The sequence below is a fragment of the Bacillus massiliigorillae genome (assembly GCF_000380245.2).
Classification (GTDB): domain Bacteria; phylum Bacillota; class Bacilli; order Bacillales; family DSM-1321; genus Bacillus_AD; species Bacillus_AD massiliigorillae.
Genome location: NZ_HG428741.1, coordinates 699,716 through 715,235, shown reverse-complemented (window position 1 = coordinate 715,235; position 15,520 = coordinate 699,716). Strand labels below are relative to the sequence as shown.

General features: G+C 34.6%; 18 protein-coding genes. 6 read left to right on the top strand and 12 right to left on the bottom strand.

All coding sequences use genetic code 11. From position 1 onward, the window contains the following. From TX86_RS03310 to spoIIM, 8 genes are all read right to left on the bottom strand, one after another. Nucleotides 1–1,164, bottom strand: a complete 1,164-nt coding sequence (locus tag TX86_RS03310) for a D-alanyl-D-alanine carboxypeptidase family protein (protein ID WP_042350124.1) — start codon at nucleotides 1,162–1,164, stop codon at nucleotides 1–3. 128 nt (nucleotides 1,165–1,292) lie between these two features. Further along, nucleotides 1,293–2,597, bottom strand: coding sequence for a pyrimidine-nucleoside phosphorylase (locus TX86_RS03305; protein WP_042346225.1), 1,305 nt, complete (start codon nucleotides 2,595–2,597; stop codon nucleotides 1,293–1,295). 24 nt (nucleotides 2,598–2,621) lie between these two features. Continuing rightward, nucleotides 2,622–3,434, bottom strand: a complete 813-nt coding sequence (locus TX86_RS03300; RefSeq protein ID WP_042346222.1) for a purine-nucleoside phosphorylase — start codon at nucleotides 3,432–3,434, stop codon at nucleotides 2,622–2,624. 15 nt (nucleotides 3,435–3,449) lie between these two features. Further along, on the bottom strand, nucleotides 3,450–4,637 hold the full coding sequence (gene deoB, locus TX86_RS03295) for a phosphopentomutase (RefSeq protein WP_042346221.1): 1,188 nt from the start codon (nucleotides 4,635–4,637) through the stop codon (nucleotides 3,450–3,452). 240 nt (nucleotides 4,638–4,877) lie between these two features. Next, nucleotides 4,878–5,771 carry a site-specific tyrosine recombinase XerD gene (gene xerD / locus TX86_RS03290; protein ID WP_042346220.1) on the bottom strand — a complete coding sequence of 298 codons (894 nt, stop codon included), beginning with the start codon at nucleotides 5,769–5,771 and terminating at the stop codon, nucleotides 4,878–4,880. A 5-nt stretch (nucleotides 5,772–5,776) separates the two neighbouring features. Then, on the bottom strand, nucleotides 5,777–6,004 hold the full coding sequence (locus TX86_RS03285; protein WP_042346218.1) for a YqzK family protein: 228 nt from the start codon (nucleotides 6,002–6,004) through the stop codon (nucleotides 5,777–5,779). 178 nt (nucleotides 6,005–6,182) lie between these two features. Next, complete coding sequence (gene fur / locus TX86_RS03280) at nucleotides 6,183–6,638, bottom strand: ferric iron uptake transcriptional regulator (RefSeq protein ID WP_042346217.1); 456 nt, start codon at nucleotides 6,636–6,638, stop codon at nucleotides 6,183–6,185. Nucleotides 6,639–6,749: 111 nt separating this feature from the next. Then, on the bottom strand, nucleotides 6,750–7,394 hold the full coding sequence (gene spoIIM, locus TX86_RS03275; protein WP_042346215.1) for a stage II sporulation protein M: 645 nt from the start codon (nucleotides 7,392–7,394) through the stop codon (nucleotides 6,750–6,752). Between the two features lie 400 nt (nucleotides 7,395–7,794). On the opposite strand from spoIIM, the gene TX86_RS03270 reads away from it, so the two are divergent. Next, nucleotides 7,795–8,133 (top strand): DUF485 domain-containing protein, encoded by a 339-nt coding sequence (locus TX86_RS03270; protein WP_042346214.1) that lies wholly within the window; start codon nucleotides 7,795–7,797, stop codon nucleotides 8,131–8,133. A gap of 3 nt (nucleotides 8,134–8,136) precedes the next feature. Next, nucleotides 8,137–9,684 (top strand): solute symporter family protein, encoded by a 1,548-nt coding sequence (locus TX86_RS03265; protein WP_042346212.1) that lies wholly within the window; start codon nucleotides 8,137–8,139, stop codon nucleotides 9,682–9,684. Between the two features lie 54 nt (nucleotides 9,685–9,738). Here TX86_RS03265 and TX86_RS03260 read toward each other — a convergent pair whose 3' ends face one another. Continuing rightward, the gene (locus TX86_RS03260) at nucleotides 9,739–10,281 is read right to left on the bottom strand and encodes an NUDIX domain-containing protein (protein WP_042346211.1); all 543 of its coding nucleotides are present in this window, start codon (nucleotides 10,279–10,281) and stop codon (nucleotides 9,739–9,741) included. A gap of 76 nt (nucleotides 10,282–10,357) precedes the next feature. Here TX86_RS03260 and mciZ point away from each other — a divergent pair, with 76 nt between their 5' ends. Continuing rightward, complete coding sequence (gene mciZ, locus TX86_RS03255) at nucleotides 10,358–10,504, top strand: Z-ring formation inhibitor MciZ (RefSeq protein ID WP_042346210.1); 147 nt, start codon at nucleotides 10,358–10,360, stop codon at nucleotides 10,502–10,504. Between the two features lie 72 nt (nucleotides 10,505–10,576). Continuing rightward, nucleotides 10,577–11,497 carry an aldo/keto reductase gene (locus tag TX86_RS03250; protein ID WP_042346209.1) on the top strand — a complete coding sequence of 307 codons (921 nt, stop codon included), beginning with the start codon at nucleotides 10,577–10,579 and terminating at the stop codon, nucleotides 11,495–11,497. A gap of 222 nt (nucleotides 11,498–11,719) precedes the next feature. On the opposite strand, the gene TX86_RS03245 is transcribed toward TX86_RS03250, so the two are convergent. Next, a complete protein-coding gene (locus TX86_RS03245; RefSeq protein WP_042346208.1) occupies nucleotides 11,720–11,968 on the bottom strand; it encodes a YqkE family protein in 249 nt (82 codons plus the stop codon). 119 nt (nucleotides 11,969–12,087) lie between these two features. Here TX86_RS03245 and TX86_RS03240 point away from each other — a divergent pair, with 119 nt between their 5' ends. Then, complete coding sequence (locus tag TX86_RS03240) at nucleotides 12,088–12,993, top strand: alpha/beta hydrolase (protein WP_042346207.1); 906 nt, start codon at nucleotides 12,088–12,090, stop codon at nucleotides 12,991–12,993. A 68-nt stretch (nucleotides 12,994–13,061) separates the two neighbouring features. Then, nucleotides 13,062–13,274 (top strand): CDGSH iron-sulfur domain-containing protein, encoded by a 213-nt coding sequence (locus TX86_RS03235; RefSeq protein ID WP_042346206.1) that lies wholly within the window; start codon nucleotides 13,062–13,064, stop codon nucleotides 13,272–13,274. 106 nt (nucleotides 13,275–13,380) lie between these two features. On the opposite strand, the gene TX86_RS03230 is transcribed toward TX86_RS03235, so the two are convergent. Together TX86_RS03230 and TX86_RS03225 are read right to left on the bottom strand one after the other, a co-directional pair. After that, nucleotides 13,381–14,592: a GNAT family N-acetyltransferase gene (locus tag TX86_RS03230; protein ID WP_081707546.1), complete on the bottom strand. Its 1,212-nt coding sequence runs from the start codon at nucleotides 14,590–14,592 to the stop codon at nucleotides 13,381–13,383. 186 nt (nucleotides 14,593–14,778) lie between these two features. Continuing rightward, nucleotides 14,779–15,366, bottom strand: coding sequence for a TetR/AcrR family transcriptional regulator (locus tag TX86_RS03225; protein ID WP_042346204.1), 588 nt, complete (start codon nucleotides 15,364–15,366; stop codon nucleotides 14,779–14,781). Nucleotides 15,367–15,520 lie beyond the last annotated feature (154 nt).

The window sequence follows — 15,520 nt, the reverse complement described above, 5'->3', positions numbered from 1 at the left end:
TTAGCTTCCACCATGAGTGAATAAGCCCATTGATTTTTTAAACAATTGCCACCAATTTGCTTTCTCAACCGTTTCTTTTGCAACAATAGGAGAAGTTACTATGGTTTTACCATTCTTCGTAATTTTTAACGTTCCGATTTTGTCACCCTTTTTCACTGGAGCAGCAATTTTCTTCTCAGATGTCACTTTTACATCATAGTTTTTTGTATTTTCACCCTTCTTTGTTAACAATGAAATTGGTTCACTAGTAACAGCAGAAACAGTTTTCTTCGTTCCCTTACTAACCATTACTTGCTTTAATTCCACATTCTTCTTGTAAACTGGATGAGTTGTATATTGACTAAATGCATAATCTAGCATTTTTGTCACTTGAGCATTACGCGCTTTCGGATTTTCTGCACCAAAGACAACTGCAATAACCCTCATATTTCCTTTCTTTGCAGTCGCCGTTAAGCAATACTTTGCCTCGTTCGTAAAGCCTGTCTTTAATCCATCTACACCCGGATAAAACTTCACTAATCGGTTTGTATTTACTAACCAAAATTTCTTATCTGTATTTTCTCGTAAATATGCTTCATATGTGCCTGTATATTTCGTAATCGCACTATATTTCAATAGTTCTTTTCCCATTATCGCCATATCATGCGCTGTACTATAATGATTTTCTGCAGGTAAGCCAGTAGCGTTTTGGAATAAAGTATCCTTTAATCCAAGTGCTTTTGCTTTTGCATTCATCATTTTTACAAAGCCCTCTTCTGATCCAGCAATTCTCTCAGCCATTGCAACAGAAGCATCATTTCCTGAACCAATAGCAATTCCTTGGAGCATTTGGTTTGTCGTCATCTCTTCGCCAGGCTCTAAAAAGATTTGCGATCCTCCCATTGATGCTGCATATTCACTTGTTCTAATTTTTTCATTCATGGAAAGCTCACCTTTATCAATGGCTTCCATGATGAGTAACATCGTCATCACCTTCGTCATACTAGCTGGTGATAATCGTTTATTTTCATTTTTGGCATATAATATTGCCCCTGTATCTCTTTCAATTAATATGGCAGACTTTGCTTCATTAGCTAACTCGACATTTTTCTCCGCTGCAAATGTTGGCATAGCAAAAGCACCTAATACCATTGTGATGATCGAAATGATTAATAGTTGTTTCATCTTCAAGCCAAACCCTCCAATCTTTATATTCCACATTTTTTCCAAAGTTTATTGTTTTATGCAAAAAATACCAACAATATAAAAAAAAATAACCCAATAGATTTCTCTATCGGGTTATTTCTCCTATGTTACTTTGTTATGTGGGTATGAATAAGTGGAGGTGCTTCTACTTTATTTGAACCAACAATAATACTGTTATATAGAAGCTCTTTAACATTATCTACATTTTCAGTGTTACTATGAATCGTTAACAGTGACTCACCTTTTTTCACTGCATCACCAATCTTCTTCTGAAGAACAATCCCAACCGCTAAATCAATAACAGATTCTTTCGTTGCTCTTCCAGCACCAAGCATCATTGCTGCCGTACCAATTTCATCAGCAATCATTTCTTGTACATAACCATCTTCTTTAGCCGGTAACTCAATCATGTAACTTGCAGTAGGTAGATGTGATGGATGATCAACTACTGATGCATCTCCACCTTGTGATGCTAAAAATGTTTTAAATGCTTCTAAAGCTTTGCCATTAGCAATTACTTCTTCTAGCTTCTCTCTTGCTTCTTCTAATGAAGATGCTTTCTTCGCTAAATAGACCATGAAACTACCAAGCGTTAAACAAAGCTCTGTTAAATCTTCTGGTCCATTTCCATTTAATGTATCAATAGCTTCTTTCACTTCAAGAGCATTTCCGATGGCGAAGCCAAGTGGTTGACTCATGTCTGAAATAACTGCCATTGTATTACGGCCAACATTATTCCCGATATTCACCATCGCTTGTGCTAATTCCTCAGCATCTTTTGCTGTTTTCATAAATGCGCCTGCTCCTGTTTTCACATCAAGAACAATTGCATCCGCACCTGCAGCAATTTTTTTACTCATGATTGAGCTTGCAATCAATGGAATACTATTCACTGTTGCGGTTACATCACGTAATGCATACATCTTCTTATCAGCAGGAGTTAAATTACCTGTCTGACCGATTACAGCAATTTTATTTTTGTTCACTAATTCCATGAACTTTTCTTTTGTTATTTCAACAGTAAAACCTTTAACAGCTTCTAGTTTATCAATAGTACCCCCAGTATGTCCTAATCCTCTACCTGACATTTTAGCTACTGGTACATCAAGCGCTGCTACAAGCGGTCCCAATACTAGTGTAGTTGTATCACCAACGCCACCTGTACTATGCTTATCAACTTTAATGCCTTCAATTCCGTGAAGGTCAATGGTTTCACCTGAATTCACCATCGCCATTGTTAACTCAGCGCGTTCCTTTTCTGTCATACCATTGAAAAAAGTAGCCATTAGAAAAGCACTCATTTGATAATCAGGAATGCTTCCATTTGTAAAATTATCAATAATAAATTTGATTTCTTCCGTTGTCAATTCGTGGTTGTCTCTTTTTTTCTCGATTAAATCTACCATTCGCATTGATTAAACACCACCAGATTTATTTTACATATTTTTTACTATTTCTTTTACCAAACGAAGGAACTCATTCTTAACTTTTTCTGTAGTTTCAATAACTTCTTCATGATTTAAAGGTTGATCAAGAATTCCAGCAGCCATATTGGTGATGCAAGAAATACCTAATATACGCATAGCGCTATGGTTCGCAACGATTACTTCTGGAACTGTAGACATTCCTACTGCATCGCCACCTAATGTACGTACCATTCTCACCTCAGCAGGTGTTTCATAAGTTGGACCTGTTAAGCCGAAATAAATTCCTTCTTTTAGACCGATATTCAATTCATTTGCCACATTTTTCGCTAAAGCTTGGAACTCTTTATCGTAAGCAGTAGACATATCAGGGAAACGAGGACCAAAACGCTCATCATTTTTACCGATTAGAGGGCTTGTTCCTGTGAAATTAATATGGTCTGTAATTAACATTAAATCACCTGGTGTAAAGTCTGTATTTACGCCACCAGCAGCATTTGTCACAATGATTTTCTCCACGCCTAATACTTTCATGACACGAACTGGAAACGTTACTTTTTCCATTGAATAACCTTCATAGAAATGAAAACGACCTTGCATTGCTACGACTGTTTTTCCAGCTAATTGTCCAATAACAAGCTGTCCAGCATGACCTTCTACAGTTGAAACAGGGAAGTTTGGAATTTCGTTATATGGAATAGCAACCGCATTTTCAATTTCGTCTGCTAATACACCAAGTCCAGAACCTAGTATTAATCCTATTTCTGGTGTTACTTTTGCTTTTTCTTTAATATATTCTGCTGATTTTTTTGCTAATTCATACATCTGTAGTTCTCTCCCTTATTTCAACTTACTTAAGAAGCTTTCCCCATGCTGTGGCATTGTTACTTGGAAATTATCAGCAATTGTTGCTCCAATATCCGCAAATGTTTTACTAATTGGAAGCTCTTTTGCTTCTTTTAACTTTTTGCTATATACAAGTAACGGTACATATTCACGAGTATGGTCAGTACCATGGTGAACAGGGTCATTTCCGTGATCAGCTGTAATCATTAATAAATCATCTTCTTTTAATTCAGCCAATACTTCAGTAAGTCTTACATCAAATTCTTCTAAAGCTTTTCCATAACCAATTGGATCTCTTCTATGCCCAAATAAAGCGTCAAAATCGACAAGGTTTAAGAAGCTTAAGCCTGTGAAATCTGTGTGGATTGTTTCCATAAGCTTATCCATGCCATCCATATTAGACACTGTACGAAGAGATTTCGTTACACCTTCTCCATCATAAATGTCAGAGATTTTACCGATTGCTAGTACATCGTAGCCTCCGTCTTTTAACTCATTCATTACTGTTCTTTCATATGGCTTAAGGGCATAATCATGACGATTTGCTGTTCTTGTAAAGTTACCTGGCTCTCCTAAGAATGGACGAGCAATGACTCTACCTAGCATATATTCTTCACGTAATGTCATTTCACGCGCAATTTTACAAATGTTATATAACTCTTCAAGTGGAACAACTTCTTCATGAGCTGCAATTTGAATAACAGAATCCGCAGATGTATATACAATTAATGCTCCTGTTTTCATATGTTCTTCGCCAAGCTCATCTAGAATTCCTGTACCGCTAGCTGGTTTATTACCAATAACTTTTCGACCTGTTTTTTCTTCTAATTCTTGAATTAAAGCATCAGGAAAACCATCTGGGAACACACGAAACGGTGTTTCAATATTCAACCCCATAATTTCCCAATGACCTGTCATTGTATCTTTTCCATTTGAAGACTCTTGTAGTTTTGTGTAATAGGCTAATGGTTTCTCTGCCTTTTCAATACCAGGAATCTCTTCAATATTACTTAGTCCTAACTTACCGATATTCGGCATGTTTAAACCATTCATTTTCTCAGCTATATGTAGAAAAGTATGAGCACCCTCATCGCCAAAATCTTTAGCATCTGGAGCTTCTCCAATACCTACTGAATCCATAACAATTAAAAATACACGCTTAAATGCTTTTTCATTCGTCATTCTAAATCCTCCTAAATCTAATTCATCCATTCATGACATATCGTTCACTCTTTTAGACGACTGTTTCTTAACTAAGACACTTACATATCCTGCACATTCTTAAATATATTACCCATTAAACTAAGAATTACTCATAATATGAGTTGTCACACCCTATTATAGTCAGATGTCAGACATCTACACAATAAAAAAATGCATCTTTTATAATTAAAGAAATGCATTTTATAATCTAGATAACTATTAAGCTCGTGGATGAAATTTTGAATAAACATCTTTCAACCTTGTATTCGAAATATGAGTATAAATTTGCGTTGTTGAAATATCAGCATGTCCTAACATTTCTTGAACAGAACGTAAATCAGCACCATTCATTACTAAATGAGTTGCGAATGAATGCCTTAACGTATGAGGAGTTAATTCCTTTTGAATATTCGCCTCTTCTGCCAACTTTTTTAATATTTTCCAAAACCCTTGTCTTGATAATCTGTTTCCATGATGATTTAAAAACAAAGCATCATTTTTATTCTTTTTGCTAACAAGTTTTGGTCTGCCATTTGTTAAATAAATATCAATTGCCTTTAAAGCCGTTTTACCAATTGGAATAATACGTTCTTTATTTCCTTTACCAACACATCTTACGAATCCCATTGAACTATGCACATCTGTAATTTCAAGACTAATCAGTTCGCTGACACGCATTCCAGTTGCATACATAAGCTCTAACATCGCTTGATCACGTAAGCCAAAAGCATCCGTACCCTTTGGCGAATCCATAAACGCTCCTACTTCCTCCATAGTCAATACCTTTGGTAATGTTCTCTCTGGTTGTGGTGTATCAATATGTACGGTAGGGTCTTGATCCGTTTGCTTGTCTCTCAATAAAAACTGATGGAAAGAACGAATGGAAGCAATATGACGAGCTATTGTTTTAGAAGATTTCCCTTGCTCTTTAAGATGCGCAAGAAAACCTATGATATTTACTCTTCTAACATCATTCCAATCGCTCATTTGTTCAACAGTCTTCACATATTTCATATAGGATTTTAAATCCCTTTCATACGATACAAGCGTATTCTTGGCTAGTCCTTTTTCTACTGTTAAAAAATGAATAAAATCACGTAATCCATCTTCCATAATTATTACTCTCCGTTCAAATAAAAAAGCTTTAATCGATCGAACCATGTACTATCAGACTGCTCCTGATTGCTTGATACTTTCACCGAAGTTCCATTCGGTTCATCGTAGCGATTATAATTCTCATATTCCTGATTAATCCACATCATCCCGATATAAAATAGAATGGTGAATCCAACAAATAATATAAACACTTTTAACGTGTGAAATATTTGATTGAAAAGTGACTTCATTTCCTTCTCCTCCGATACAACATATCTATTCTCAATGTATGCCAATCGGAGTTAAATCTATACATACTTCAATCTAATTTTTAAAACTTTCTACCAATTCATTTTATAACAAAAAAAGATGCTATAAAACAAGGCAATCTTTTTTTATTACCACTTTGTTTAATGAGCATCTTTATATTCATTTTGATTTTTCTTCTTTAGATTGACAACGATAACAAATGCCATGGAAAGTTAATCGATGATCTTTAATTTTAAAATTCCATCGTTTTTCAACAACAGCTTCAACATCATCTAGTAAATCTTCCTGTATTTCATCAACTGCACCACATTCCATACATACAAGGTGATGATGAAAATGGGCTGCACCTTCTTGACGTAAATCATAGCGAGAAACGCCGTCACCAAAGTTTATTTTATCTACTATTTTTAATTCAGTTAATAATTCAAGCGTTCTATATACTGTCGCCAATCCAATCTCAGGCGATTTTTCTTTTACAAGGAGATAAACATCTTCTGCACTTAAATGATCTTCTTCATGTTCTAGTAAAACACGAACTGTCGCTTCTCTTTGGGGAGTTAACTTGTAACTTGATGAGTGCAACTGCTTTTTAATTCTTTCAATTCTTTCTTCCATCTCTTCTCCTCCCTGCCACTATCATATTTCATTATATCAAAACAGAGAAAAGTGTCAAAATAGAATTATTACTTTTTAGAAGAAAAAATGATTATTAATAAATAAATATTATTATTTAATAATACCTACCATTTGTTTCATAAAGGTCGGAGAAAAATATGATTCCATAGCTCCAGCCGCTGCAATAAAGATAAAGCATACTAGCAAGGCTCCAATATAACGAAATAAGATAGGCTTTAAAGGTTGACGAACTTCCTTAAAAAACACTCTCCGAATAATATTCATACTTAGTGATAATGATAGTGTTGTAATAAAAATAGTTATAGGCACTAGAATAATATTTTGTGGTAAAACAGAGACAATTGCAATTCGAAAGCCTCCCCATCCCATAGCATTAACTAAAAAACCAACCGTAAAGCCTATTACCGTTCCCTTTAAAAACAATAAAATTAATATGAGTGGCAATCCTATAATCGAAATACCTAAAATCCATATAAGACCAATGTATTTTATATTATGCATAATGCTGCTCATAAACATTTGATAGGATGTTGTTATTTGTCCATCTGCAACTTGTCCAAAAAACTTGGATAAGTAATACAATAAATCTTCCTTTTGTGTGAAGCTTAAACTATTTACAATGATAGCCCCACTAATTACTCCCATCAGAAATAATACGATAATAAACATATATAACGAGGAATACTCACGTACATGATTTTGTGCACCATATTGAAAGATTGATCTCTTCTTCATCTTCTTTCCCCCTACAGTTGATTACTAGATTTTATGAATGAAATCTAGTAATATGACAGCTTTTCTTCTTTCAACAATATGTTTAATTTCTATGATTATTTCTTCTTACCACTACCGTACAAAACAAAAAATATTATATTAAAATCACTTTACACGTTTTCACTACCATAATGATGTAATTACTTTTTTACCAAAAAATAGCTTTTTTTCACTTTACATATTTTAGCCCTATAGTATAATAAACATTGACTCATTTTTCTGAATATTCAGTTTGATAAGACTGATATTCTGCTACTTCAAATGAGATTCATTAAGAGGGGGTGTTATTTACAAGAAGTAACTTTGTTTTCACCCAACAATAAAAGCGCTTTCATTTATTCAAGAGAGAGGGGAATTGCATATGGAAATTCGCAAATCGCAATCTGCTAAGGTTGTAAAAACGACACCTGAAGAATATACAGCCATTGTTCAATCTGCTAACTTTCAAAAATTACTCCATGAAAAGAAAAAATTCATAATACCTTTCACAGTTTTCTTCTTTTGTTTTTACTTTGCTTTACCAATACTTACATCCTACTCTACAATCTTAAACAAACCTTTCGCTGGAAGCATTACATGGGCTTGGATTTTTGCCTTCGCTCAATTCATTATGACATGGGCTTTCTGCATGATTTACTACAAAAAAGCAACTAAATTCGATGAAATCTCAGAGCAAATTCTGCAAGAGAAAGGAAGGTAATTTATGAATGTAGCTGCATTTACTATGTTCCTAGTAATCGTTGCTGGAACTCTCGTTATCACATATTTTGCATCGAAAAAAACAAACAACGCTAGTGATTTCTACACAGCTGGTGGAGGACTTACTGGCTGGCAAAATGGTCTTGCAATCGCTGGTGACTACATGTCTGCCGCTTCCTTCTTAGGTATCGCTGGTACAATTGCACTTGCAGGATTCGATGGATTCTTCTATAGTATCGGATTTCTTGTAGCTTACCTTGTTGTTCTATATATTGTAGCTGAACCATTAAGAAATTTAGGAAAATTTACATTTGCAGATATGATTGCTGTTCGATTTAATGCAAAGAAAATTAGAGGCTTTGCCGCTTTTAATACGATTACCATTTCTACATTCTACATGATTGCTCAACTTGTTGGAGCTGGTGGACTTATAAAATTATTACTAGGTCTAAATTATACGACTTCCGTTTTAATCGTTGGTGTATTAATGACTGTATACGTAATCTTTGGTGGTATGACTGCAACAAGCTGGGTACAAATTGTTAAAGCTGTCCTACTTATGATTGGTACATTCATTATTTCTGTTATTGTTTTTGCTAAGTTCAATTACAGTATTTCTGATATGTTTAATGCAATGAAAACAGCTACACCATTAAAAGGAGCTTACTTAGATCCAGGTGTCAAATATAAAGTTGGACTTGATACCCTATCTATGACACTTGGATTAGTTCTAGGAACTGCTGGTCTTCCTCATATTCTTGTACGTTTCTTTACAGTTAAGGATGCGAAGACGGCTCGTAGTTCTGTAGTTTATGCTACTTGGATTATCGGTATTTTCTATGTAATGACTATTTTCTTAGGATTTGGCGCTGCTGCATTCGTAGGTAATGCAGGCATTCTTGCTGCTGATCCAGCTGGTAACATGGCTGCACCATTGCTTGCAAAAGCTCTTGGTGGCAATATGCTATTTGCATTCGTTTCTGCAGTTGCATTCGCCACAATCCTTGCCGTTGTAGCAGGTCTTGTATTAACTGCTGCTGCAGCCTTCTCACACGATTTCTATAATGAAATTTTAAGAGGAGGAAAAGCAACGGAGAAAGAACAAGTCAGAATGGCCCGTTACGCATCAATCGGAGTTTCTGTACTTTCTATTATTCTTGCACTAGGTGCTCAAAGCTTGAACGTTGCGTTCTTAGTATCACTTGCCTTCGCTGTTGCAGCAAGTGCGAATCTCCCTGTTATTATTTACACCATTTATTGGAAACGCTTTAATACAAATGGAGCAATTTGGGCGATGGTCGTTGGTCTAGTAACCGCGCTTGTTCTTGTAATAATTGGTCCTAACGTATGGAATCCAATAGAAGGTAAAGCAATGTTCGTTGGAACTCCTATTTACCCATACTCAACGCCAGGTATCGTTTCCATTCCATTAGGTTTCATTGCTGGTATTATCGGTACACTTGTTTCTAAGAAACAAGGTGTTGAAGATGGCCAAGTTGGGTATGATGAAATCTTAGTTAAATCAAACACTGGTATGGATACAATTCGTTAATTTTAATTCAAAATTCACTTAAAAACTCCTCTCAAATTCTTGAGAGGAGTTTTTTTACGACTGTAATAATTGTAAATATTGAACGGCATATACCGTTTTTGCATCATAAATTTTCTGTTCTTTTATGTATTTTTTCGCTTCTTCTAAAGATAACTCTAGAACTTCTACAAACTCATCTTCATCACATGATGCTGCGTTTTCTTTCTTCTTTAAACCTTTCGCCATAAATACATGGACCAATTCATCCGCAAATCCAGGTGATGTATAAAATGAAATAATATGATCCATTGTTTCACTTACATATCCAGTTTCTTCTTCTAATTCTCTTGTTGCTGTAACAATTGGCTCCTCGCCTAGTTCTAATTTACCAGCTGGAATTTCAACGATAGAGCGTTCCAATGCTTTGCGATATTGTTCTACCATAACAATTTTATTATCTTCTGTAATAGCTATAATCGCTACTGCTCCTGGATGCTTAATTAGTTCTCTTTTCCCTTTCTCTCCATTTGGTAGTTCCACATCATCTACCTGTAAAGATATGATACGACCTTGATAAATAGATTCACTTGCTAATGTTTTCTCTTCAAACTTTTTCATTATTAATTTCCTCCAGTTCTATTTTCCATCCCCCACCTCATATATTACAACATCTAATGAAAACGGGGGTTGTCTAATGCATGTTCACGTTGAAGAAAACAAAGTTTTGTTAGTCGGTAAAGCATGGGAAATTAGAGAAAAATTGAAAGAATATAGCCGAATCTATAACTCTGTTCAACAATGGATTGATGCACAATCTACCTTTACTACGAGCAACAAATAACATTAGAACTGATTTTCTTCTATGTATCCTATACAATAGTAGTAGTTTAACTACATTTGGTGGTGATTATTAATGAAGAAAAGAAAACTTGGCAATTCAAACCTACTAGTTTCTGAAATAGGACTTGGTTGTATGTCACTAGGTACAGATTCAAAAAAAGCAGAACACATCATTCATACTGCTCTTGATCAAGGAATTAATTATTTTGACACGGCCGACCTTTATGATTTTGGTATCAATGAAGCAATCGTTGGTAAAACATTAAAGTCTGTTCGAGATAACATTATTCTTGCTACAAAAGTGGGGAATAAGTGGAATGAGGATAAAACAGGATGGACTTGGGATGCTTCCAAAACGTATATAAAAGAAGCCGTGAAAGCTAGTCTAAAGCGACTTCAAACAGATTATATTGACTTGTATCAATTACATGGAGGTACGATGGAAGATAATCATGAAGAAGTTATTCAGGCCTTTCATGAACTGACCCAAGAAGGATTAATCCGCTATTATGGTATATCTTCGATTCGACCAAATGTGATGAAGTCTTTCGCTTCTCACTCCGACCTTGTATCTGTCATGATGCAATATAGCATACTAGATCGTCGACCTGAAGAATGGATGTCAATGCTTGCTGAGAATAACATAAGTATTATTGCTCGAGGTCCAATCGCGAAAGGCTTACTATCCAATAAAATGTTAGAAAAAGTCACAGCTTCTATTAAAGAAAATGGTTATTTACAATATAGTTATAATGACTTAAGTGAAGTTCTAGGTCGCTTACATGAGACATTTGCTTCTAGAAACTTACTAGAAGTAGCTTTACAATATATCCTCTCTCAGCCTACTGTTGGCGCTATCATTCCTGGTGCTAGTTGCCCAGAACAAGTGGTTGCAAATGTAAAAGCTGTGCAAGCGCATCCATTAAGTCATGAAGAATTACAATTCATCCGCTCTTTAACAATAGAAGGTAAATACACTCAACATCGTGAATAATAATAGGAAAAACCGGCACCGATCTTTTTTGATTGATGTTTATACACCTTGTTCTACTCTAAAATCAAAAAAGAGCTATGCGGCAGAAATAAGACGAGCTGTTCTTGAAAACCCTCTTTTGGTTTTCAAAACAGATTGGCTTATTTCCGAGCATAGCAGGTGTAAGGTTGAACAAAAAGAGGAGTCTTGAATCAAAAAGTTCATAGACTCCTCTTTCTTAACTTATTTAAAATTACGCCAGTCCTTCTTATCTTCTTGTAAAAGCTCTGCGAATGACTTATTTTTTTCTGCTCTTCGTCTTTCTTCAATTCTTTTCTTCTCTGCTGCTTCTTTTTCTTGCTGTTCTATTTCTACAAGCTCTCTTTGTTTATTCTTCAATTGTGTAAAAACATCATTAGATATCATAGAAGAAAGCGTTACTTTTTCTTCTTTTTGCTGAGTTGATTGTTTATGTTGCTTTTTCTTTTTCATTCGTATTCCTCCCTGCTTCATTACATTATAACATGGTCTTTCTGATAAAATAATGCGCATATATTCTTTAGTAGGCTATAATACTCTATACATACCTTACAAAATGGAGGTTTTCACAGATGAAAAGAAAAGGGATATTTGCCTTGGGTGCTATTTTGACTTCACTTATAGGAATCGGTGTCTATTTCACTAATATCTTGATGTTCATGAAGAAAAAAGATGCTTCATTTATTAAAGAGCGGGAAATAAAAGCGAAAAGATGGGTTGTAGAAGATTTTGATGCGTTACCTAAAAAACAGGTAAGCGTTGCTTCTCCCTTTGGCTATAATCTTGATTGTTTATTTATCCATCCTTATCCATCAAAGAAATGGATGATTTTTTGTCATGGTATAACAGAAAATAAATATAATTCAATTAAATATATGAATGTCTTTTTAGAGCGAGGTTATAATGCTGTTATTTACGATCACCGTCGACATGGAGAATCTGGTGGTAAGACGAGTAGCTACGGTTATTATGAAAAATGGGATTTGGAAGTTGTAGTTAAGGAATTAAAAAGTCGTTTTGGTAAAGACATTATTTTAGGCATACACGGTGAATCGATGGGAGCTGTTACTACTCTTCTGTATGGTGGTTCTATTCGAGATGATGCTGATTTTTATATCGCTGACTGTCCTTTCACTACATTACAAGACCAATTACACCATCGACTCAAAGTTGAAACGCCTCTTCCAAGCTGGCTTGTACTACCAATTGGAAATGCTTTTTTGAAATTACGTGACGGATACCGTTTTCAAGATGTATCACCACTAGAAGCAGTTAAAAATATTACTAAGCCTGTTTTATTTATACATAGTGAACTTGATGATTATATTCCTGCTTCCATGACAAAACAACTGTATGAAGCTAAGAAAGGTCCTAAACAATTATTCATTGCTGCAAACGGTTTTCATGCTCAATCCTTAAACGAAAATAAACAGCAATACGAGAAAGCTGTTGATCGTTTTTTACAAACTTACTCATAATTATTCATTGAATTTTTAGTTTATTTAACTTACGATGATTATGTGTATACTGAAAGGAGACTACATATATGTCAAAAGTTCAAATTAAAGTAAATGATAATGGATCACTACGTGTTACTGGAGATTTCGAAGTAATAGACGTAGAAGGTAATGTTTTTCCAACTAAAGAAGCTGTTTCACTATGCCGATGCGGTCTTTCTTCCAAAAAACCTTTTTGCGATGGCTCGCATAAAGGCAATTTTCAATCGGTAGATCGTGCTCTACCAGCTAGCGACGAATAAGAAAAATATTGCAAAATAAATGCTGTATTAAGTAAGAGTTTTACTTTCTTATTTGTAAAAAAGGTCTACACGTCAACTGAAACCGTGTAGACCTTCTTTTATTAACTTAGAAATAATCAAAAAAGCATGGTGCCGCGTCAGGGATTAGTGATTCAAGCGCAACTACCATTGAATCATCACCAGTGATTCTATTAACACTTTGTAAAAATTTCGGTCTTTTATAGCTCAAAAGCATAGTAGTTAACGTTTGGATTGAAAGAGTAATACCTTCTGTTTCACTCTTCATTTCTTCATAAGCTATGTCAACATTACCTTCAGCATCCCACTTAATCGTAAACTTTCCAGTATTCCATTCTAATAATGGATCTTCAACGTTTAATATTAGGGTATAATTTTCAATATGTTTAAAAGGGTATTTTTCTAAGAAGCCTTTAATATCTACAATTCTTCCCATATAGTATGGAATAATCGTTTGCTTAATTTCACAGTCTTCAAGTAAGAATGCCACTGGCTCATGTACACATGTTTTTCCTTTCACATAATAAACCATTGATAAATGGGCGCTAATAAATTGCCATATCCCTCGACGGGCTTCTTCATTTAAATAAATCATTTCTTCAATGTAAAACTTTTCATCTAACACACGATAGAATAAGTATCCTTCTGGAACATCTTCATCTGTATAGTAAACGGCTAGCTGTAAATCAACTGACTCTTCTCTAAACCATTCATCCCAAGCCATTTGATTACGAATCATTGCTCCGTTTGTTTTCTTAGCAAATTGATCATATACAGATTTCACATCTTCCTCTTCCAATTCAACTCTTCGCATTCGACCAGTTACATCATTATACTTTGGCAACTGAGTATCTTTAATCTCATATTCAATACGATCTGAAATCATTTCCCAGCCTTTTTTTCGATAATAAGGGATAGAATAAGGGTATAAGTACGTAATATATTGCCCTGCATCCCTCATATTTTTCAAGCTTTCTTTCATTAGTGAATGCATAAGTCCATATCCAGCAAATTCAGGATACGTTCCAATTCCTGTAACCCCACCCATATCATAAATAACACCATGAATATTTACTTGGAAAGGCAATGTAACAATCTGTGATATTAATTTATCATTTTCAAACCATCCTAATGCTGTCCCCGGCTTTAATTGATGGCTTTTCTCTTTTCTCATTTGACCTTCATCATCAATCATATCTTTCGAAACTTGAAATACGTATTTCATTAAATCTGAAAATTGGTCTAGCTCTTCTTCTTTGATTGTTCGCATCATTAATTGTTCTTGATGCTTCGTATTCATTGGTATTTCCTCCTAATTGTTTACCACTTTACTAATTGTTATATATGTTTTTCTTTTTATATTTCACGTATGAGTTCGAAAAATATGACCTCTTTTCTTCATGTCTGCTTCATCGCATTAAAGATTGTATAAATTGCCTTTACAAATAAGCCATTGATAATTAAAGATTTTCTTTTGTTAATAATATTAACAATCAATACCTAAAGCATTATAAATGAAAATTGCCAATTCTTGTTTTTGCTCTTCCAATGACTCGCTGTGGTCACGGGCCAAATAATAACGTTCAGCAGCATCTTCAATAACACCTGTCAGCATTTTAACTGTTCTCTTTAATTGTAGATTTTGCCTTACTTCATTATTAGTCTTTGCTATTTGTAATTTCTCTTCAAACCATTGATAGTATGGAGCATAAATCTCATCCCAACGCTCAAAGGAGTATTCGAATGCTAAGCCTGCATAACATAGTGTAATGACTCTTTGATTTTGCTTTGTTAATTCGAAATGCTCTCGAATCATAATTTCAATTACTTCTTTAATGGTTGCGTTTTGCTCTTCCACTTTTTCCTGAATTCGTTGCAATGTCTTCTCTAGAAGTTCTTCCGCTATTGCTGGAATCAATGCACTTTTCGAAGAAAAATATAAATAAAATGTTCCTTGAGCTACTCCACTTGCTTTAACAATATCTGATATAGAGGTTTTTTCAATTCCCTTTTCAGATATGATTTCAATAGCCGCAGATAGAATGCGATGATATTTCTCTGCTTTTTTAGACATTCTTATACAACCCTCCTAAAAACAAAAAATGAATGACCATCATTCATTTTTATGTTATCAGACGTTTTTTGGTCCGTCAATTTATTAAACTTTGTACTTAATTTCCTACATTTCCCCTAATACTCACATATTTCTTCATTCATACTAACGCTAT

What these genes read in the sequence shown, in the direction of transcription:
- TX86_RS03310 (WP_042350124.1), bottom strand. Translation starts at nt 1,164, where the DNA reads ATGAAACAACTATTAATCATTTCGATCATCACAATGGTATTAGGTGCT.
- TX86_RS03305 (WP_042346225.1), bottom strand. Translation starts at nt 2,597, where the DNA reads ATGCGAATGGTAGATTTAATCGAGAAAAAAAGAGACAACCACGAATTG.
- TX86_RS03300 (WP_042346222.1), bottom strand. Translation starts at nt 3,434, where the DNA reads ATGTATGAATTAGCAAAAAAATCAGCAGAATATATTAAAGAAAAAGCA.
- deoB (WP_042346221.1), bottom strand. Translation starts at nt 4,637, where the DNA reads ATGACGAATGAAAAAGCATTTAAGCGTGTATTTTTAATTGTTATGGAT.
- xerD (WP_042346220.1), bottom strand. Translation starts at nt 5,771, where the DNA reads ATGGAAGATGGATTACGTGATTTTATTCATTTTTTAACAGTAGAAAAA.
- TX86_RS03285 (WP_042346218.1), bottom strand. Translation starts at nt 6,004, where the DNA reads ATGAAGTCACTTTTCAATCAAATATTTCACACGTTAAAAGTGTTTATA.
- fur (WP_042346217.1), bottom strand. Translation starts at nt 6,638, where the DNA reads ATGGAAGAAAGAATTGAAAGAATTAAAAAGCAGTTGCACTCATCAAGT.
- spoIIM (WP_042346215.1), bottom strand. Translation starts at nt 7,394, where the DNA reads ATGAAGAAGAGATCAATCTTTCAATATGGTGCACAAAATCATGTACGT.
- TX86_RS03270 (WP_042346214.1), top strand. Translation starts at nt 7,795, where the DNA reads ATGGAAATTCGCAAATCGCAATCTGCTAAGGTTGTAAAAACGACACCT.
- TX86_RS03265 (WP_042346212.1), top strand. Translation starts at nt 8,137, where the DNA reads ATGAATGTAGCTGCATTTACTATGTTCCTAGTAATCGTTGCTGGAACT.
- TX86_RS03260 (WP_042346211.1), bottom strand. Translation starts at nt 10,281, where the DNA reads ATGAAAAAGTTTGAAGAGAAAACATTAGCAAGTGAATCTATTTATCAA.
- mciZ (WP_042346210.1), top strand. Translation starts at nt 10,358, where the DNA reads ATGCATGTTCACGTTGAAGAAAACAAAGTTTTGTTAGTCGGTAAAGCA.
- TX86_RS03250 (WP_042346209.1), top strand. Translation starts at nt 10,577, where the DNA reads ATGAAGAAAAGAAAACTTGGCAATTCAAACCTACTAGTTTCTGAAATA.
- TX86_RS03245 (WP_042346208.1), bottom strand. Translation starts at nt 11,968, where the DNA reads ATGAAAAAGAAAAAGCAACATAAACAATCAACTCAGCAAAAAGAAGAA.
- TX86_RS03240 (WP_042346207.1), top strand. Translation starts at nt 12,088, where the DNA reads ATGAAAAGAAAAGGGATATTTGCCTTGGGTGCTATTTTGACTTCACTT.
- TX86_RS03235 (WP_042346206.1), top strand. Translation starts at nt 13,062, where the DNA reads ATGTCAAAAGTTCAAATTAAAGTAAATGATAATGGATCACTACGTGTT.
- TX86_RS03230 (WP_081707546.1), bottom strand. Translation starts at nt 14,592, where the DNA reads ATGAATACGAAGCATCAAGAACAATTAATGATGCGAACAATCAAAGAA.
- TX86_RS03225 (WP_042346204.1), bottom strand. Translation starts at nt 15,366, where the DNA reads ATGTCTAAAAAAGCAGAGAAATATCATCGCATTCTATCTGCGGCTATT.